Source organism: Streptomyces barringtoniae, assembly GCF_020819595.1.
In the GTDB taxonomy this organism is placed as follows: domain Bacteria; phylum Actinomycetota; class Actinomycetes; order Streptomycetales; family Streptomycetaceae; genus Streptomyces; species Streptomyces barringtoniae.
In genome coordinates, this window is record NZ_JAJHNP010000023.1 from 47,844 (window position 1) to 66,155 (window position 18,312).

The window sequence follows — 18,312 nt, forward strand, 5'->3', positions numbered from 1 at the left end:
GGGGCCGAGCCGCGGGATCCGGGCGGTCCTGTGGCGTGCAGGCAGGGGCCCGAGATGGAGCACTTCACCTGCCGGACCGTGGCTGAACTGGCCGTGCCCGGACTGGCGACCGGCAGGCTGACCGTACTCGCGCTGTCCGGCGACGCCGACTCCGGTGCCGGCCTGGTCGCCGCGCTGCGCGCTCCCGGGCTCACCCAGCTCATCCTCGACCTGAGCGGACTGCGCCGGCTGTCGCCCGCCGCCGCGCGGGCCCTCTACCGGTTCGCCGAGGGCGCCGCCGAGCACGGGCGCATGCTCTTCCTCGCCGCCTGCCCCGCCGAGGCCGACGCCGCTCTGGCCCGGGCGCGGCCGCCCGGCGGCACCGGGTGCGGGCTGTATCCCACGGTGTCCGACGCCCTGAGCGTCTTCCTCACCTCGGCCGCCGCACCGGACGGCCCCCACCTGCGCCCGTACGCCGTGGAGCTGCGCCACGAACTGCTCGTGCACGCCCTGGTCGCCCGCGCGCACGGGATCCTCATGGAGCGCTACGGCCTGCGCAGCGCCCGCGGCGCCGCCGCCCTGCTCCAGGCGGTGGGACGCGAGCACGGACTCGGCACCGTCCGGCTCGCCGCGGCCCTCGCCCAGGCGCCGCCGCCGTGCGCCGGCGAGCCCTGGTTCCCCGGCCGTATCCGGCTTCCGCCGCCCGCCGTCGGTTTCGTCGGCCGCACGGGGGAGCGGCCGCCGTCGCTGGCGGTGTTCCTCGACGCGCTCCGGGACGCCGTCTGCGCGATCACCCGCACGGGCATGGCCGACGTGCAGCTCATCGACGCGAGCGACGACACGCTGTGGCTGGAGTCCCACTGCGGTTTCTCCACGGAGTTCGTGCACTTCTTCGCCGTGACCGACGGCAGCGCCACCGCCTGCGGGAACGCGGCGCGCAAACGCGCACGGGTCGTCGTCGACGACGTCGCCACCGCGCCGGACTTCGACGAGACCTCTCGTGCCGTGATGCTCGCCGCCCACAGCCGCTCGCTGCAGTGCACGCCGATCCCGGGTTCGGCGGGCCGGCCGCAGGGCGTGTTCTCCACCCACCACGACCAGCCCGGCCACGCCTACACCGGGGCCGAACTCGGTGCGCTGGACCGGGTCGCCCGGGAGGCCGGGGCGTGGCTGGACTGGCACCGGACGACCACCGTCCGGGACGCCCTGGAGGATCTGCACGGGCGTGCGCAACGGGCGTGACCAGCCTCCGTGGACCGCCGTACACGGAAAGGGCCGGTGTGAATCGAGTTCACACCGGCCCTACGGCACCCGTTCCTGCCGGCACGCCGTACGACACCGGCTCTACGACGACGTACGGCCGCTCAGCCGCACTGGCAGGGTGCGCCCGACTGGCACCCGCAACTGCAGCCCGAGCCGCAGCCGCACGCGCCGATCAGCGCAAGGCTCCTGGTCTCGGCGGGCTGGTCGGTCTCGCGCTCCTGCGTGGGGTCGGGCGTGGTGCTGGGGGAATCGGCCATGGGTCCCTCCTAGACGCTGGGGCAGGGATGCCCTCGCCTAGTGCATGCCCGCTTCCCTGGGCGCATCAACGGCGCACGGAGGCGCTCCCGCGCCCCTCCTCGGAGGGTTACGCGCCCTCGACCCCCGTCACCGGCTGGATGTCCGACTGCAGCTCGTCCGCGTGCTCGCCCGTGACCAGGTAGACGACGCGCTTGGCGACGGCCACGGCGTGGTCGGCGTAGCGCTCGTAGTAGCGGCCGAGCAGGGTGACGTCCACCGCGGTCTCGATGCCGTGCTTCCAGCGCTCGTCGATCAGGTGCTGGAACAGGGTGCGGTGCAGCAGGTCCATCTCGTCGTCGTCCTGCTCCAGCTGCAGCGCGAGGTCGACGTCCTTGGTGATGATCACCTCGGCCGCCTTCGCCATCAGGCGCTGCGCGAGCTGGCCCATCTCCAGGATCGTGGCGTGCAGGTCGTTCGGCACCGCGCGCGCGGGGAAGCGCAGCCGGGCCAGCTTCGCCACGTGCTGGGCGAGGTCGCCGGACCGCTCCAGGTCGGCGGACATGCGCAGCGAGGTGACGACGATCCGCAGGTCGGTCGCCACCGGCTGCTGCCGGGCGAGCAGGGCTATGGCCCGGGCCTCCAGGTCGTGCTGGAGCTCGTCGACCTTCTGGTCGGCCTCGATCACGCTCTCGGCCAGCTTCAGGTCGGCGTCAAGGATGGCGGTCGTGGCGCGCCCGATCGCCGACCCGACCAGCCGGGCCATCTCCACCAGACCGTCGCCGATCGAGTCAAGTTCCTCGTGGTACGCGTCCCGCATCAGGGTTCCCTCTCATAGGTGTGCTTGGTCCCCACGCTCCCACGTTCTGTCCCGCACGCGTCCGTTTCCGCCACCCCAAATGAACCAATCCTGGCCCCAAGGTGAACTCTGGGCGACGAGTGTCCGAGGTCCCACCTGGACGGCTGTGGTCATGTCGTAGGGCCTGCTTAACCTGGATGCATGGACGTGAACGCGGCGGTCGCCGCAGCGGCAGCGATCGCCGGAGTGCTCACCGGCGTCATCGCCATGCTGGCGTTCCGTTGGAGCGAACGCGACCAGAAGCGACCGACCAGGACTTCTTTGCACACCGATCCCGTACTCCCGCCCGGCGTGGACACCGTACTGTCCGTGCTCCGTTCCTCGGCCGTCGTCCTCGACGAGGCCGACGCCGTCGTCAAGGCCAGCTCCGCCGCCTACGCCCTCGGGCTGGTCCGCGGCGGCAAGCTCGCCATCGAGCCCATGCTGCAGATGGCGAGGGACACCAGACGCGACGGCGAGATACGACAGGTCGAGCTGGACCTGCCCCGGCGCGGCACCGGACGGGGCGAGGCCCTCGCCGTCTCCGCGCGTGTGGCCCCGCTCGGCTCCCGCCTGGTCCTGCTGCTGGTCGAGGACCTGACCGAGGCCCGGCGGATCGAGGCCGTACGACGTGACTTCGTGGCGAACGTCAGCCATGAGCTGAAGACGCCCGTCGGCGCGCTCTCCCTCCTGTCCGAGGCGGTCATGGACGCCTCCGACGACCCCGAGGCCGTACAGCGCTTCGCGGGCCGTATGCAGATCGAGGCGACCCGCCTGACCAACCTGGTCCAGGAGCTGATCGACCTCTCCCGGGTGCAGAACGACGACCCGCTGGAGGACGCCGAGCCCGTCCGCGTGGACGAGCTGGTCGCCGAGGCCGTCGACCGCTGCCGCCACCAGGCCGGCACCAAGCAGATCACCATGGCCGCGGGCGGCACCGCCGACCTGCACGTCTGGGGCAACCGCGGACAGCTCGCGGCGGCCCTCGGCAACCTGGTGGAGAACGCCGTGAACTACTCCCCGGCCCGCACCCGCGTCGGCATAGCCGCCCGCCGGGTCAGCGCACCCGGCGGCGACATGATCGAGCTCGCCGTGACGGACCAGGGCATCGGCATCTCCGACAAGGACAAGGAGCGCATCTTCGAGCGCTTCTACCGCGTCGACCCGGCCCGCTCGCGGGCCACCGGAGGCACCGGTCTCGGTCTCGCGATCGTCAAGCACGTGGTCGCCTCGCACGGCGGGGAGGTCACGGTCTGGAGCGCCGAAGGCCAGGGCTCCACTTTCACCCTCAGGCTGCCGGAGGCGGGCGCGGCCCGCGACCGCGCACAACAGCACCCCGACCTCGATGAAGAAGACGAGGACGGCGGTGCCCCCGACTCATCCCCGTACGAACCGCTTCCCGCCCCGGAGGTCCTTCCGTGACCCGAGTGCTCGTCGTCGAGGACGAGGAGTCCTTCTCCGACGCCCTGTCGTACATGCTCCGCAAGGAGGGCTTCGAGGTGGCCGTGGCGGCCACCGGCCCCGACGGACTCGACGAGTTCGAGCGCAACGGCGCCGACCTCGTCCTCCTCGACCTGATGCTGCCGGGGCTGCCCGGCACGGAGGTGTGCCGCCAGCTACGCGGCCGCTCCAACGTCCCCGTGATCATGGTGACGGCCAAGGACAGCGAGATCGACAAGGTCGTCGGCCTGGAGATAGGAGCCGACGACTACGTCACCAAGCCCTTCTCCTCCCGTGAGCTGGTCGCCCGCATCCGTGCCGTCCTGCGCCGCCGCGGCGAGCCGGAGGAGGTCGCCCCGGCCGCGCTGGAGGCGGGCCCGGTCCGCATGGACGTCGACCGCCACGTGGTCACCGTCTCCGGCTCCAAGGTCGACCTCCCGCTGAAGGAGTTCGACCTGCTGGAGATGCTCCTGCGCAACGCCGGCCGCGTCCTGACCCGCATGCAGCTCATCGACCGCGTCTGGGGCGCCGACTACGTGGGCGACACCAAGACCCTCGACGTCCACGTCAAGCGCCTGCGCGCCAAGATCGAGCCGGACCCGGGCGCGCCGCGGTACCTGGTGACGGTCCGGGGGCTGGGCTACAAGTTCGAGCCGTAAGCCGTATCCACCGGCACCACCGGCCGCACCGGCCGTACGACGAAGGGCGGCACCCCGAGCCGGGGTGCCGCCCTCGTGCGTACGTCTGCTCAGCGGCTCGTACGGCTGCTCACTGGCCGGTGGCCGACTGGGAGGCGGAGTCGCCCGGGGTCGCGCCCGCGCCGGCCGTCGCGCTCCTGCTCGCGGTCGCCGACGGGCTGGCCTTGCCGTGCTTGCCCGGCTTGGCGCTGCCGGAGGCGGTGGCGCCGGGGGCCGGGGAGACGGACGCCGAGGCGGTCGGGATCTGGCTCGGGCCCCACTTGTCGAAGTAGCTGGCGGCCGGCACCACGAAGGCGCGCAGGCTCACGTCACCGGTCTTGCTGAAGGTGAAGGTCACCTTCTGGGCGTTGCCGTCCTGCACGGACTGCCGGCCGCTGGGGATCTCGGCGGAGGCGTTGCCCTTGCCGCCGAGGAGCAGGGAGCCGTGCGCCGGGACGGTCAGGCTGCCGCCCTTGGCCGGGGTCAGCGTCACGGTCTCGGTGCTGCCCGGGATGGCGACGGACTGCAGGGTCTCGTCGGTGTCGCCCGTGTTGAACAGGGTCGCGGAGATCACCGCGGGGCCCGTCGACTTCAGGTCGGGCTGGGTGATGATCGTGGCGTTCTGGACCTTGATGTTGCCGACGCTGGTCGCCGCGTTGTCCGGCTTGACCTGCAGAGTCTGCGAGTCGTTTCCGGCACCGCAGGCGGCGAGCGAGGCGATCGAGAAGACGATGGCGGAGGCGGCGAGGGCGCCGCGTCGAAGGCTGCTGCTCACGGCGGCGGCAACTCCTTGAACGCGCGGGCGGCTCCCCTGATAAAGCCACCCTAAGTGTCTGTCAGCGGCCATAGGTTACCGAGCCGTTCCCGGGCCGCCGCACCCGACCCTCCCCAAGCACTCGGCTTCCCTCCGGCTGGAGGTACCGGGGAACCCTGCGTCTCTGCTGTCACAGGTGACTCTCCAGTCACTTTGCCGAGTGCTCGTCCGCCATTCACATAACCACTCGCAAAATTTCCGTGAAGGAATGCGCGAGCCCTCGATGACCGCCCCGATGACCGCCCCGGATATTGATCACGTGCACCCCTCCCGGCAACCGTTGATCAATTCCGGAATCCGCCCGGATCGGCCTCGGGTCACCGAACGGAGTAGCGGAAGTCGTACGCTTGGAAGCGGACAAATCGGGACGTTCATCCACTTGGAGACGGCTCCCGGGGTGTGTGACGCACGTGTTTCACCTCGCCCGCAGAGCCCCTCCCACCTGCGAATTCCCGCTTCCGCAGGCGCCTCACAGCACGTTCCTGTCGCAGTTGTCAAGCCCCGAGATATGCCCTGACCTGCGAAAACGCCATTCAGAACACGCCGTATCCGTGTTACCCTGGATAGCCACGGAAGGGGTACCTGTCACATGACGTTCAAGGTTGGCGACACCGTGGTCTATCCCCATCACGGGGCCGCGCTGATCGAGGCCATCGAAACTCGCCAGATCAAAGGCGTGGACAAGACCTACTTGGTGCTGAAGGTCGCCCAGGGTGACCTGACGGTACGTGTGCCAGCGGACAATGCTGAGTTCGTGGGCGTGCGTGATGTGGTCGGTCAGGACGGGCTGGACCGGGTCTTCGAGGTGCTGCGCGCGCCGTATGCCGAGGAGCCCACGAACTGGTCCCGTCGTTACAAGGCAAACCTGGAGAAGCTCGCCTCCGGCGATGTCATCAAGGTCGCGGAAGTCGTGCGTGACCTGTGGCGTCGTGAGCGCGAGCGAGGGCTCTCCGCCGGTGAGAAGCGCATGCTCGCCAAGGCCCGCCAGATCCTGGTGAGCGAGCTGGCTCTCGCGGAGAACACGAACGAGGACAAGGCCGAGGCCCTGCTCGACGAGGTGCTCGCCTCCTGACGCGCCACGGCGGCGAACCTTCGCCTCCGACACGCTCAGCACGTTCAGCGCAGTGAAATGCCGCGGTGCCCGATGACACGGACCATGTCGCCGGGCGCTGCGGCATGTTCGTCCCCGCGCGAGGGTGTGCCTCGGGGAGGCCGGTGGAGCCCAGTGGAGAAAGCCCCCCGATACTTGACGTGCCGGGCCCGGGCGGATGGCTCGACCAGGGTCACGGAAAGGGTCCGGTCAAGGCGTCGCGCCCGGCACTCCTCCAGGCCATACCCACCTAGGTCGAGCACACAAACCTGACAGGAACCGATGTCTGACGAATCGCGCCCTTCGCCCGCGCAGACCCCCGTCGCCGCCGTGATTCCGGCCGCCGGCCGGGGCGTACGCCTCGGTCCGGGCGCCCCCAAGGCGCTCCGCGCGCTCAACGGCACGCCCATGCTCATCCACGCGGTCCGCGCGCTCGCCGCGTCCCGCCATGTCTCCCTGGTGATCGTCGTGGCCCCGCCGGACGGCGCCGCCGAGGTCAAGTCCCTGCTCGACGCGCACGCCCTGCCCGAGCGCACCGACTTCCTGGTCGTCCCCGGCGGGGACACGCGCCAGGAATCGGTCAGGCTCGGCCTCGACGCGCTCCCCCCCGAGTACGGCGTCGTCCTCGTCCACGACGCCGCCCGCCCCCTCGTCCCGGTCGACACGGTCGACGCCGTCATCGAGGCCGTTCGCGCGGGCGCCCCCGCCGTCGTGCCCGCGCTCCCGCTGGCCGACACCGTCAAGGAGGTCGAGCCCGCCGCCGAGGCCGGCGAGCCCGAGCCGGTCGTCGCCACCCCGGAGCGGGCCCGCCTGCGCGCGGTACAGACACCCCAGGGCTTCGACCGGGCGACCCTGATCCGCGCCCACGAGACGGTCACCGACAACGTCACCGACGACGCGAGCATGGTCGAGCAGCTGGGCCTGACGGTCGTCGCCGTCCCCGGGCACGAGGAGGCCTTCAAGGTCACCCGCCCCCTCGACCTGGTCCTCGCCGAGGCGGTCCTGGCCCGCAGGAGGCTGAACGATGGCTTCTGAGCACCTGTTGCCGCAGGTGGGCATCGGCACCGACATCCACGCCTTCGAGGAGGGCCGCGAGCTGTGGTGCGCGGGCCTGCGGTGGGAGGGCGAGGGACCCGGCCTGGCCGGGCACTCCGACGCGGACGTCGTCGCCCACGCCGCCTGCAACGCCCTCTTCTCCGCCGCCGGCCTCGGTGACCTGGGACAGCACTTCGGCACCGGCCGCCCCGAATGGTCCGGCGCGTCCGGGGTGACCCTCCTGACGGAGGCCGCCCGGATCGTCCGCGACGCCGGCTTCACCATCGGCAACATCGCCGTCCAGGTGGTCGGCCCCCGCCCGAAGATCGGCAAGCGCCGGGACGAGGCCCAGAAGATCCTCTCCGAGGCGGCCGGCGCGCCCGTCTCCGTCTCGGGCGCCACGACGGACGGCCTCGGCTTCCCGGGCCGCGAGGAGGGCCTGATGGCGGTGGCGACGGCACTGGTGGCCCGTACGGGCTGAGGCCGTCGCCGGCGCCGCTCGTGGTGCGGGTGAGCGAAGAGCGTGCGAGGGTACCCGCAGAGTCACCGCCGACTTAAGGAGGTACCCATGCCCGCCGCCCTGCCCGACCGGCTCAAGTCCCTGCTCGACGGTCCCGTATTCATCGTGGTCGGCACGATCCAGCCGGACGGCCGCCCGCAGCTGTCCCCGGTGTGGGTGAAGCGGGACGGCGACCAGATCCTGTTCTCCACGACCGTCGACCGCCGCAAGAAGAAGAACCTCGACCGCGACCCCCGGGTGAGCGTCGTCGTCCAGGACCCCGAGATGCCGTACTCATACGGAGAGATCCGGGGCACCGCGGAACTCGACACACAGGGCGCCGAGGAACTGATCGACGAACTGTCACTGAAGTACACCGGCAAGAAGTACGCGGAGTTCAACCCCGCCTCCGCCAACGACGCCGACCGTGTGATCGTCAGGGTGACCCCGGAGAAGGTCGTGGGCATGTTCTGAGGCAAGCGGGACGAGGCACCATCCGGCGCCCACTACCCTGGAGTGGTGACCATTCGCCTGTACGACACCAGCGCCCGGCAGATCCGTGACTTCACCCCGCTCACGCCGGGCTGTGTCTCGATCTACCTGTGTGGCGCCACCGTGCAGGCCGCACCCCACATCGGGCACATCCGGTCGGGCCTCAACTTCGACATCATGCGCCGGTGGTTCACCTACCGCGGCTATGACGTGACCTTCGTCAGGAACGTCACGGACATCGACGACAAGATCATCACCAAGGCCCAGGAGCAGGGCCGGCCCTGGTGGTCGATCGGGTACGAGAACGAACGCGCGTTCAACGAGGGCTACACCGCCCTCGGCTGCCTGCCGCCGACCTACGAGCCGCGCGCCACCGGCCACATCACCGAGATGGTCGAGATGATGCAGCGCCTCATCGACCGCGGGCACGCCTACGCGGCCGACGGCAACGTCTACTTCGACGTACGGTCCTTCCCGCGGTACCTGGAGCTGTCCCGGCAGGAGCTGGACAACCTGCTCCAGCCGTCCGGCGAGGGCGAGACCGGCAAGCGGGACCCGCGCGACTTCGCCATGTGGAAGGCGGCGAAGCCGGGCGAGCCGACGTGGCCGACGCCGTGGGGAGAGGGCCGCCCCGGCTGGCACCTGGAGTGCTCGGCCATGGCGCACAAGTACCTGGGCACCGCCTTCGACATCCACGGCGGCGGCCTCGACCTGATCTTCCCGCACCACGAGAACGAGATCGCCCAGGCCAAGGCCTACGGCGACGACTTCGCGCAGTACTGGGTGCACAACGCCTGGGTGACCATGGCCGGCGACAAGATGTCCAAGTCGCTCGGCAACAGCGTGCTCGTGAGCGAGATGGTCAAGCGGTGGCGGCCGATCGTGCTGCGCTACTACCTCGGCACCCCGCACTACCGCTCGATGATCGAGTACAGCGAGGAGTCGCTGCGCGAGGCCGAGTCGGCGTTCGCGCGGATCGAGGGCTTCGTGCAGCGCGTGACCGAGCTGGCCGGCAAGACCGTCGAACCGGCCGCCGAGGTACCGCCCGCCTTCGCCGAGGCGATGGACGACGACCTGGGCGTCCCGCAGGCCCTCGCCGTCGTGCACACCACCGTCCGGCAGGGCAACAGCGCGCTGGCCGCCGACGACAAGGACGCCGCGGTCGCCCGCCTCGCCGAGGTACGGGCCATGCTCGCCGTCCTCGGCCTCGACCCGCTCGACGAGCAGTGGGCGGGGGAGTCCGACAAGGGCGAGGATCTGCACGGCGTTGTCGACAGCCTCGTCCGGCTCGTCCTCGACCAGCGCGAGTCCGCCCGCGCCCGCAAGGACTGGGCCACCGCCGACGCCATCCGCGACCAGCTGAACCAGTCGGGCCTGGTCATCGAGGACAGCTCGCAGGGCCCGCGCTGGACCCTCGGGTCCCGGTAGGCCCCCGGCCCTTGATCGATTGTGCCGCCCGGGGGCCCGGGCGGCACACTGCATAGACGTACACACACTTTTTCGAAGAGAACAGGTAGGTCATGGCCGCGAACAACCGCCGCATGTCCGGCAAGAAGGGCGCGCAGGTCGGCAGCGGCGGCCAGCGGCGCCGGGGCCTGGAGGGCAAGGGTCCGACCCCGCCCGCCGAGATGCGCAAGGGCCACGCGAAGCAGCGCGCCGCCGCGGCCAAGGTCCGCCGCACCCAGGGCCGCCCGCAGCAGCGCAGGGGCGGCGGCAAGTCGGCCTCCGAGTTCGTCGTGGGCCGCAACCCGGTGGTCGAGGCGCTCCGTGAGGGCGTCCCCGCCTCCACGCTCTACGTCCAGCAGTTCATCGACAACGACGAGCGCGTCCGCGAGGCCCTCCAGCTCGCCGCCGAGCGCGGCGGCATCAACCTGATGGAGGCCCCGCGTCCCGAGCTGGACCGCATGACGAACGGCCTCAACCACCAGGGCCTGGTCCTGCAGGTCCCGCCGTACGAGTACGCGCACCCCGAGGACCTCGCCGAAGCCGCCTACGACGAGTCCGAGGACCCGCTGATCGTCGCCCTGGACGGCGTCACCGACCCGCGCAACCTCGGCGCGGTCGTCCGCTCCGTCTCCGCCTTCGGCGGCCACGGCGTGGTCGTGCCCGAGCGCCGCTCGGCGGGTATGACCGCCGGCGCCTGGAAGACCTCCGCCGGTGCGGCCGCCCGCACCCCGGTCGCCCGCGCCACCAACCTCACCCGCGCCCTGGAGGCGTACAAGAAGGCCGGTATCACGGTCGTGGGCCTGGCGGCGGACGGCGAGGTCGAACTGGGCGACCTTCAGGCGCTGGACGGCCCGGTCGTCATCGTCGTCGGCAGCGAGGGCAAGGGCCTGTCCCGCCTGGTCGGCGAAACCTGTGACTTCCGCGTCCGCATCCCGATGCCCGGTGGCGCGGAGTCGCTGAACGCGGGTGTCGCGGCGGGGATCGTCCTGTACGAGGCGGCGCGCAGGCGCAGCTGACGCGGCGCCATGCCGACGGGACTGAACACCCGTCCGGAATTTCACCCTTGCGGGGTAATTCTGGCGTCCATATGGCGTTCGGCGCCGCTTTGACGGGGTCCGGACACATCCGCCCGTTCCAAGCAGTGTCCTAACTCCACGTCGCTCGGTTAGATGAGTGTGGACACCAGAACACCCCGCACACCCACGGGGGGACGCTCGTCGGGATTCCAGTCCGGGTCCGACGAGGCTCCCGCGCTGAGCATGGTGAAGGTGCCGAGCGATCCGGCGCAGGTCATCGTCAATCACGCCAGCTTCCGCGTGCAGCTGGGCGCGTCGGCGAAGCGCACCCAATCCCCGCGGATCGCCCGGCATCTGAGCGCCGCCCAGGACACCGCCCGGATGCCCGTCGTGGGCACGGCGGGCCGGCCGGGCGTCGCCGCCGGCCGCCGCCGCCCCGTCGTGTGGAGCGGCAAGTCCGCCCCCGACGACACCGGCGCCCACCGCCTCCTCCAGGCCGTGCGGGGCAGCAGCGTCCGCCACGCCGAAGAGCCCGAGCCCGGCGCCACCCAGGTCATCCCACGCGTCGGCACCGACTACGCCGACGCCTACGACGACCTCGGCCAGACGGTCGAGAGCCCGGTTGTGGGCCACCAGCGCACGGCCCCCGACGGCACCCGCCTCCTGCCGCACATGCGCACGGCCGGCGGCGCCTACGACGAACCCCCCTACCCCGACACCGGCTTCGAGTCGTACGACGACCACGACGGCTACGACGACCACGACGGCTACGACGAGTACGCCGACCCCTCCGACCCCGACGCCCCGCGCCCCGCCCGCCGGCAGGGAGACGACCCGGCCCGGCACGCCTACTTCCCCGGCCGCCGGATGAACCTGGGCGTGGTCCTGCTCCCGCTCCGCATCTTCCTGGGCTTCATCTCCATCTACGCCGGCATGGGCAAGCTGTGCGACCCCGTCTACTTCGACGGCGGCAAGCGCGGCTCGATGGTCAAGTGGCTCAACACCCTGCACCCCTGGGCCGTCGCCGAGCCGCTGCGCCAGTTCGCCCTGCACCACCCCGTCGGCTCCGGGCTGGTCATCGCCTTCCTCCAGGTGGTCGTCGGCGTCCTGACCATCCTCGGCTGCTGGCAGCGCGTCGCCGCGGTGCTGGGCGCCCTGCTGTCCGCCGCCCTCATCGTGACCGTCAGCTGGAAGACGGTCCCCGCCTACGACGCCCCCGACATCATCTACATGGCCGCCTGGTCCCCGCTGATCATCGCCGGTGCCCCCGTCTACTCCGTGGACGGCCGCCTCGCCGGCGGCGCCTGGCGCCGCCTCGGCCCCCGCGCCGACATCTGGGACCTGCGCCGCTACGTCCTGCGCCGCGGCGCCCTGATCACGATCGTCACCGTCGGCCTCACCCTGCTCGTCGGCTCCCTGCTCGGCGGTGCCGTACGCGACTCCAGCCGCGTCATCGTCCCCGGACCGGGCGAGGCCCCCCGCAACAACCTCCCCGGCTCCTCGGTCCCCCAGGAGCCCGGCCAACAGCACAGGAAGACCCCGGCGGCCTCCACCTCGCCCACGGGCGGCGCCACGGCCGGAGCGAGCCCCTCCGGCGCGGCGACGACCCCGGGCGCCACCCGCAGCGCCGGCGGTACGACCACGACCCCCAGCCAGACCCAGGGCACCACGGGCCAGACCCCGCCCCGCCAGTCCTCCCCGACGGGCGGCGCCCCGAGCACGACGGCCGGCCCGACCAGTTCCGGCGGCTCGTCCGGCTCCGGCGGCACGTCGGGCGGCACGTCCGGCTCCGGCGGCTCCTCGTCCTCCGGCCAGACGGGCCTGGTGGGCGGCCTGCTGGGCTGACGGCACGAAAGACGAGAGGGCCCCGTACCGGTGGAGGTACGGGGCCCTTTCGGCATGAGGTACGGGAGCTTGCTGATGCGATGCGGGGAGACCGGTGCGATGCGGGGAGACCGGTGCGGTGAGGCTGACCGGTGCGGTGAGGCCGACCTGTGCGGTACGAGGAGGTTTACCGCCCCAGGGCCGCCAGTTCCCTGGCCGCTTCCGTCAGGTCCTTCGCCGTGTCGATGGCCCGCCAGTAGGCCCCCTGCGGAATGGGGAACCCGGCGAGCTTCCGCTCCCGGGCCAGCCCGGGGAACGTCGTCCGCTCGTGATCGCCCCGCTCGGGCAGCAGCTCGGCGAATTCGGGCGAGAAGACGTACACGCCGGCGTTGATCTCGAACGTGGACGGCGGGGCCTCGATGAAGTCGGTGATGTGACCGAACCCGTCGGTCTTCACCGCGCCCCAGGGGATCCGCGGCCGGGCCAGAGCCAGGGTCGCGAGGGCGTCCCGCTCGGTGTGGAAGTCGGCCATGTCCCGCAGGGAGAAGCGGGTCCAGATGTCGCCGTTGGTGGCGTACCAGGGCCGGTCGGGGCGGGGAAGGTGCGCGGCGGCGTACTTGAGGCCGCCGCCACGGCCGAGGGGCTCGGTCTCCACGACGGTGGTGACGGAGACGGGCAGGTCGGCGGAGTCCAGCCACTTCTGCAGGACGTCGGCGAGGTGGCCGCAGGAGACCACCACGTCGGTCACGCCTTCCTCGGCGAGCCAGGTCAGTTGATGGCCGATGATCGGAGTGCCCGTGCCGGGGATCTCGACCATCGGCTTGGGCCGGTCGTCGGTGTAGGGACGCAGCCGGGAGCCCTGGCCACCGGCCAGGACCACGGCTTGAGTGGGGCGCGACGCGGCGTTGGGATGGGTCATGACCGCACTGTACGTGGCGCCCCGCTCGGCTCGGCCGACGGTTGGGAACCCCTCTGGGGTGATTGACCGGAACCCGCAGGAGCCGTCACCGACGTCCCGGCGCATCCGGTGTTCAGCTGTGCGCGGCGAGCACGCCCGAGGCGAACGCCGTGTCGCACACCGGGCGGGCGTAGGACTGGGCGCGTGGGGCGCCGTAGATGCGCACGGCGGCCTGGCCCAGCGCGCGGGCGATGGCGGAGCAGTGCCGGGCCAGCGAGGGGTGTCCGTTGACGGCCTGCTGGAGGTGGGTGAGGACGACCCCGGGGTTCTCGTCCTGCAGCTCGCTCATCAGCTGGTCCCGGAGCACGTCCTGCGGGGCGCGGGCGACCGCCTTGTCGGAGACCTCCGCCGCGGAGACGTCCGAGGCGGCCAGCGCCGAGCTGGAGGGGCTTCCCGTCCAGTTGACCCGGGTCACCGCGAGGGTCCCGGAGAGCACCAGGACGACGGGCAGGACGAGGGCGAGAGTGCGGCCGATCCGGCGGGCAGGGCCGCCCCGGTGGCCGCGTCGCGTCTGAGGGTTGGTGGAGTGCTTCACGCGTGTGAGGGTAGCGCGGGGTAATGATTTGGCGACATTTAGTCACCCCTTCGGGGGATGAAGTGGTGCCACTTTCTGGGTAAGGGGTTGACGCGACCCGCCCGGAATGATTGCTGTGCCGGGGTATATCCGGGGTATATCCAGGCGTACGAACCACACGAAAGGGGCCCCGCGGCACTCCGCGGGGCCCCTTTCGTCAACTCGGCGCAAACGCGCAGCTCAGTCGGCGTGAACGCGTTCAGTCGGAGAGACGCTCACCCGTGGACGTCGAGAACACGTGGATCTCGCCCGGCCGCGGCACCACGTGCAGCGTGGAGCCCTTCTCCGGGACCTGGCGGCCGTTGACGCGCACGACCAGGTCCTTGACCTCGTCGCCGACCTCGGCGGTGCCGTAGACGTAGCCGTCGGCACCGAGCTCCTCGACGACGTTCACGGAGACGGCGAGACCGGCCGGGGCGTCCGCGCTGTCCTTCGTCAGGGAGGCGGCCGCGCCGCCGCCCAGCTCGACCACGTCGAAGTGCTCGGGCCGGACGCCCACGGTCACCGTGCGGTCACCCCGGTCACTGGCGGCCTTCAGCGCCTCCCGGTTGACCGGGACGACGCTGTTGCCGAACTTCACGCCGCCGTCGGTGATCGGGACCTCGACCAGGTTCATGGCCGGGGAGCCGATGAAACCGGCGACGAAGAGGTTCGCGGGCTTGTCGTACATGTTCCGCGGCGAGTCCACCTGCTGCAGGAGGCCGTCCTTGAGCACGGCCACCCGGTCGCCCATCGTCATGGCCTCGACCTGGTCGTGGGTGACGTAGACGGTGGTGATGCCGAGCCGGCGCTGCAGCGACGCGATCTGCGTACGGGTCGAGACACGGAGCTTGGCGTCCAGGTTGGACAGCGGCTCGTCCATGAGGAAGACCTGCGGCTCACGCACGATCGCGCGGCCCATGGCCACACGCTGGCGCTGACCGCCGGAGAGCGCCTTCGGCTTGCGGTCCAGGTACTCGGTGAGGTCGAGGATCTTCGCGGCCTCCTCGACCTTCTGCCGGATCTCCGCCTTGTTGACGCCCGCGATCTTGAGCGCGAAGCCCATGTTGTCGGCGACCGTCATGTGCGGGTAGAGGGCGTAGTTCTGGAACACCATGGCGATGTCCCGGTCCTTGGGCGGCAGGTGCGTGACGTCGCGGTCACCGATGCGGATGGCGCCGGCGTTGACGTCCTCCAGGCCCGCGAGCATCCGCAGCGAGGTGGACTTTCCGCAACCCGACGGGCCGACCAGGACGAGGAACTCGCCGTCCTCGATCGCGATGTCGAGCGAGTCGACGGCGGGCTTGGTGGAACCCGGGTAGATCCGGGTCGCCTTGTCGAACGTGACAGTGGCCATGGTGATGGGCCCCCTTCTACCGGCAGGAACGTGCCGGACGATCCGTTGTAGGAAGGTGGTTGGTGTAGTCCACACGAGTGAACTGCGCGAACTGGCTCAGGACGGTACCCGGCGTTCACCCGTCTGTCAGTACCTCGACGACTGTGAACTTCGCGGAAATTTTCGACAGGACCCGTCGCGGACCTGGGTACACTGCACGAGCACCCAGGTGCACGCCTCCTTAGCTCAGCTGGTCAGAGCGCCGCTCTTGTAAAGCGAAGGTCGTCGGTTCGAATCCGACAGGGGGCTCTAGCTCTACCTGCATCAACGCCCTCACGATCCATGATCGTGAGGGCGTTGACGGTAGTTCTTGACGGCAGTTCCCTCTACCGGCGCCGCCTGAGCAGGCGATCCATGTGCCCCATGGCCTCTCGCCGGTCGCCGTCGCTCACGTGCGTGTAGACGTTCATCGTCACCGCGATCTGGGAGTGGCCCAGGATCTCCATCACGGTTCGGGGCGCGACCCCGGCCGCGAACAACAGCGACGCGCAGCCGTGGCGGGTGTCGTGCAAGCGGATCTGCGGGAGGTCGGCGGAGGCCGCGATCCGGAGGAACGACCGGTACAGGTTCCGCGGCTCGATCGGCCGACCGCTGCGAGTGGTGAACACACCGCGCGCCTCAAGTTCTCCCGTTGGGTCGGCGAGTACGGCAGCATGCCCGGCGCTCGGTCACCCTCACCGACGAGGAGACCGATGAGCAGCTGGCCGTGTGGCTGGACGAACCCGACGGGTGAGGCCACAAGGCTTAGGCCAACCTCCTGCCAACAAGCCCTCCCGGCGGCTCTGAACGCGGGGATAACACCAGGTCAGATCGGGTTTTCGGTGTCGCTGACGACCGGTCTTGAAAACCGACGCTGCACGAGCGGTAGAAATTTCCCTACTTGCATCAAGCCCTCTTCCTGCGGTTTCTTCGCCGATGGGGGCCTTCTCGCGGGGCGGGGCGGGCCGTCTGCTTCTCCCGTCCTCACAGGATCGGGCCGTGCTCGTCGGCCTCGCCAGCCGCGCTGAGGCCCGTGTGCTTACGGATCACGCTCTCCACGGCGTCGGGATCGTCCGGGGTGATGAACGGACGTACGCCCCGGCCGATGTCGAGGATGAGCCCGATGCTCTTTCCCGGCCGTTGCGGATCCAGGTTCGTCCAGTAAAGCGGGTTCGCGGTCCCCCAGATGCGCCCCCGTCCTGTGAGGACGCTCATCGTGACGCGGCGGACCGAGCGGATCGTCGCGTAGGGGATGTGCTTCGTCCCCCAGGGGAAGTAGTAGCCGCGGATCCGAAGGGCCTCGGGCGTGCATTCGATCCAGCGGTCCCGGTATGTGTGAGGCATGGAAATCTCCTCCAGTGGCAGAAGGGCATGGGGGTGGTGCGGGTGAGCCGCATACTCTGCGTAAGCCCGTGTCTCAAGTAGGCCGAGGCCGTCGCATTGCGTCATGACACTGCACTTCCAGGCTCGGCACGCGGAACGGTCGCTCCAATTACTTCAGGAGACGACTATGCGAACGCATGAAAAGGCCCGCGTTTTCCCGCTGTGGAAATTCGACGAACTGGCTGGAAGCGTGACTGCTGGACCCCTCACTCACTCGGTGCCACCCCCGCGTTTGGTCCCAGATTAGGCCTGGGGCGTTTCCGCTGGCATTTCCGGTGGCTGGTTGTCGCGGCCGTTGGGGTCAGGGTTGCAGCCGAGGTCGGTGGCCTCGCAGTTGTTGGATCCGTTGTCATGCGGGGATGGTGTTTCCGGTGGCTGGTTGTCGCGGCCGTTGGGGTCAGGGTTGCAGCCGAGGTCGGTGGCCTCGCAGTTGTTGGATCCGTTGTCATGCGGGGATGGTGTTTCCAGTGGCTGGTTGTCGCGGCCGTTGGGGTCAGGGTTGCAGCCGAGGTCGGTGGCCTCGCAGTTGGGAGTATTGGCGCGGGAGTTGCTCTCGCTCGAACCATTGCGGTGGCCGTGGTGACCGCGAGTCGCTGACGTTATGGTTGCGGTGTGCGACGTTGCCGGGGCGGCGAATGCACTGGCGGGCACCAGCGCGCCTCCAGCGGCCAAGGCGGTTGAGGCGGCAAGTATCGTAAGGCGCTGCGTACGGGAGGTGCGGATCATGGAAGTTCTCCTCCAGTGAGAAGCGTTAAGGGGTTGTTGAACGGCCCTGGCGATGCACGGGTACTTCACCGGGATGCATGTCAGGTAAATGGCGCAGTCGGAATTATTTCGGACGATGCGGGCGACAATCTACTCTGCGTCAACCACGTCTCAATTAAGGCCCCAGCGTTCGAATTCTGTCACGTCGCGGAATCTCGGGGCTTGACAGATGGTGGCGGGTCCTCTATTCGAGACATCGCCCCCGTTGTTGCCGCTTCCTGAAGACTGACGCCATACCGGGGATTAGGAACTGCCGGACGGCGAACGCCAGGAGGTTATGGAGACGATCGCGGCAGCTTTGGTCGGGCGTGGAGCGTCTCGCGTCGTCGAGGCGGTAGGAGCGTCACACGAGTCGCCGGGGCTCCCAGCAAGAGCCGTCTACCGTGGACCCCAGGGCGAGTGACAGTGACACTCGCGGCGGGGGAGATCCCTCCTGGTCCTGGGTGCTCCAGCAGGGTCTGGGGAAGGAGCGGGAGTCGCGCTCTTCCCCCATACCTCCCCCATGAAGAGCGCAACTTCGCTTTTTGCCTGGTCATCGGCATCGAAGCCAGCCCGCTGTGAATCTGTCGGCTCAGCCTTCCCGGGTTCGAATCCTGGCGCCCCGCACGGTAACGAGAGTCCCGGTGACCTG

Annotated in this window: 18 protein-coding genes, 1 tRNA gene and 1 pseudogene; 11 read left to right on the forward strand and 9 right to left on the reverse strand. The window is 70.2% G+C overall.

All coding sequences use genetic code 11. The features are described 5' to 3' along the window. The first annotated feature begins 54 nt into the window (after positions 1-54). Positions 55-1,221, forward strand: coding sequence for a GAF and ANTAR domain-containing protein (locus LMU33_RS33015; RefSeq protein WP_228624460.1), 1,167 nt, complete (start codon positions 55-57; stop codon positions 1,219-1,221). Positions 1,222-1,343: 122 nt separating this feature from the next. On the opposite strand, the gene LMU33_RS33020 is transcribed toward LMU33_RS33015, so the two are convergent. Continuing rightward, positions 1,344-1,499, reverse strand: coding sequence for a hypothetical protein (locus LMU33_RS33020; protein WP_228624461.1), 156 nt, complete (start codon positions 1,497-1,499; stop codon positions 1,344-1,346). A gap of 107 nt (positions 1,500-1,606) precedes the next feature. After that, positions 1,607-2,296, reverse strand: coding sequence for a phosphate signaling complex protein PhoU (gene phoU, locus LMU33_RS33025; protein WP_228624462.1), 690 nt, complete (start codon positions 2,294-2,296; stop codon positions 1,607-1,609). A gap of 180 nt (positions 2,297-2,476) precedes the next feature. Here phoU and phoR point away from each other — a divergent pair, with 180 nt between their 5' ends. Then, complete coding sequence (gene phoR / locus LMU33_RS33030; RefSeq protein ID WP_228624463.1) at positions 2,477-3,736, forward strand: two-component system sensor histidine kinase PhoR; 1,260 nt, start codon at positions 2,477-2,479, stop codon at positions 3,734-3,736. Positions 3,737-3,741: 5 nt separating this feature from the next. Beyond that, positions 3,742-4,413 carry a two-component system response regulator PhoP gene (gene phoP / locus LMU33_RS33035; RefSeq protein WP_467163958.1) on the forward strand — a complete coding sequence of 224 codons (672 nt, stop codon included), beginning with the start codon at positions 3,742-3,744 and terminating at the stop codon, positions 4,411-4,413. A 109-nt stretch (positions 4,414-4,522) separates the two neighbouring features. Here phoP and LMU33_RS33040 read toward each other — a convergent pair whose 3' ends face one another. Then, on the reverse strand, positions 4,523-5,206 hold the full coding sequence (locus LMU33_RS33040) for a copper chaperone PCu(A)C domain-containing protein (RefSeq protein WP_228624464.1): 684 nt from the start codon (positions 5,204-5,206) through the stop codon (positions 4,523-4,525). A 628-nt stretch (positions 5,207-5,834) separates the two neighbouring features. Here LMU33_RS33040 and LMU33_RS33045 point away from each other — a divergent pair. From LMU33_RS33045 to LMU33_RS33075, 7 genes are all read left to right on the forward strand, one after another. Beyond that, positions 5,835-6,317 carry a CarD family transcriptional regulator gene (locus LMU33_RS33045; protein ID WP_003953493.1) on the forward strand — a complete coding sequence of 161 codons (483 nt, stop codon included), beginning with the start codon at positions 5,835-5,837 and terminating at the stop codon, positions 6,315-6,317. 300 nt (positions 6,318-6,617) lie between these two features. Further along, positions 6,618-7,370 (forward strand): 2-C-methyl-D-erythritol 4-phosphate cytidylyltransferase, encoded by a 753-nt coding sequence (ispD, locus tag LMU33_RS33050; RefSeq protein ID WP_228624465.1) that lies wholly within the window; start codon positions 6,618-6,620, stop codon positions 7,368-7,370. Further along, the gene (ispF, locus tag LMU33_RS33055; protein WP_228624466.1) at positions 7,360-7,851 is read left to right on the forward strand and encodes a 2-C-methyl-D-erythritol 2,4-cyclodiphosphate synthase; all 492 of its coding nucleotides are present in this window, start codon (positions 7,360-7,362) and stop codon (positions 7,849-7,851) included. The genes ispD and ispF overlap by 11 nt, the downstream gene beginning before the upstream one ends. 87 nt (positions 7,852-7,938) lie before the next feature. Next, entirely contained in the window at positions 7,939-8,343 is a 405-nt protein-coding gene (locus LMU33_RS33060) for a PPOX class F420-dependent oxidoreductase (RefSeq protein ID WP_228624467.1), read from the forward strand. Positions 8,344-8,388: 45 nt separating this feature from the next. Then, complete coding sequence (gene cysS, locus LMU33_RS33065) at positions 8,389-9,789, forward strand: cysteine--tRNA ligase (RefSeq protein WP_228624468.1); 1,401 nt, start codon at positions 8,389-8,391, stop codon at positions 9,787-9,789. Positions 9,790-9,881: 92 nt separating this feature from the next. Next, complete coding sequence (gene rlmB / locus LMU33_RS33070) at positions 9,882-10,823, forward strand: 23S rRNA (guanosine(2251)-2'-O)-methyltransferase RlmB (protein WP_228624469.1); 942 nt, start codon at positions 9,882-9,884, stop codon at positions 10,821-10,823. 153 nt (positions 10,824-10,976) lie between these two features. Next, positions 10,977-12,668 (forward strand): DoxX family membrane protein, encoded by a 1,692-nt coding sequence (locus LMU33_RS33075; protein ID WP_228624470.1) that lies wholly within the window; start codon positions 10,977-10,979, stop codon positions 12,666-12,668. A 166-nt stretch (positions 12,669-12,834) separates the two neighbouring features. On the opposite strand, the gene LMU33_RS33080 is transcribed toward LMU33_RS33075, so the two are convergent. From LMU33_RS33080 to LMU33_RS33090, 3 genes are all read right to left on the reverse strand, one after another. Continuing rightward, positions 12,835-13,566 (reverse strand): nucleotidyltransferase family protein, encoded by a 732-nt coding sequence (locus LMU33_RS33080; protein ID WP_228624471.1) that lies wholly within the window; start codon positions 13,564-13,566, stop codon positions 12,835-12,837. Between the two features lie 112 nt (positions 13,567-13,678). Continuing rightward, a complete protein-coding gene (locus LMU33_RS33085; RefSeq protein ID WP_228624472.1) occupies positions 13,679-14,140 on the reverse strand; it encodes a hypothetical protein in 462 nt (153 codons plus the stop codon). A 238-nt stretch (positions 14,141-14,378) separates the two neighbouring features. After that, positions 14,379-15,515 (reverse strand): ABC transporter ATP-binding protein, encoded by a 1,137-nt coding sequence (locus LMU33_RS33090; protein WP_228624473.1) that lies wholly within the window; start codon positions 15,513-15,515, stop codon positions 14,379-14,381. 214 nt (positions 15,516-15,729) lie between these two features. Here LMU33_RS33090 and LMU33_RS33095 point away from each other — a divergent pair. After that, positions 15,730-15,803: transfer RNA gene (locus LMU33_RS33095), tRNA-Thr, on the forward strand. A 77-nt stretch (positions 15,804-15,880) separates the two neighbouring features. Here LMU33_RS33095 and LMU33_RS33100 read toward each other — a convergent pair. The 3 genes and pseudogenes from LMU33_RS33100 to LMU33_RS33110 all read right to left on the reverse strand — a co-directional run. Then, a pseudogene (locus LMU33_RS33100) lies at positions 15,881-16,174 on the reverse strand (tyrosine-type recombinase/integrase); the annotation flags it as partial. A gap of 343 nt (positions 16,175-16,517) precedes the next feature. Next, positions 16,518-16,877 carry a PH domain-containing protein gene (locus LMU33_RS33105; protein ID WP_228624474.1) on the reverse strand — a complete coding sequence of 120 codons (360 nt, stop codon included), beginning with the start codon at positions 16,875-16,877 and terminating at the stop codon, positions 16,518-16,520. Between the two features lie 282 nt (positions 16,878-17,159). Next, positions 17,160-17,642, reverse strand: coding sequence for a hypothetical protein (locus LMU33_RS33110; protein ID WP_228624475.1), 483 nt, complete (start codon positions 17,640-17,642; stop codon positions 17,160-17,162). Positions 17,643-18,312: the final 670 nt, after the last annotated feature.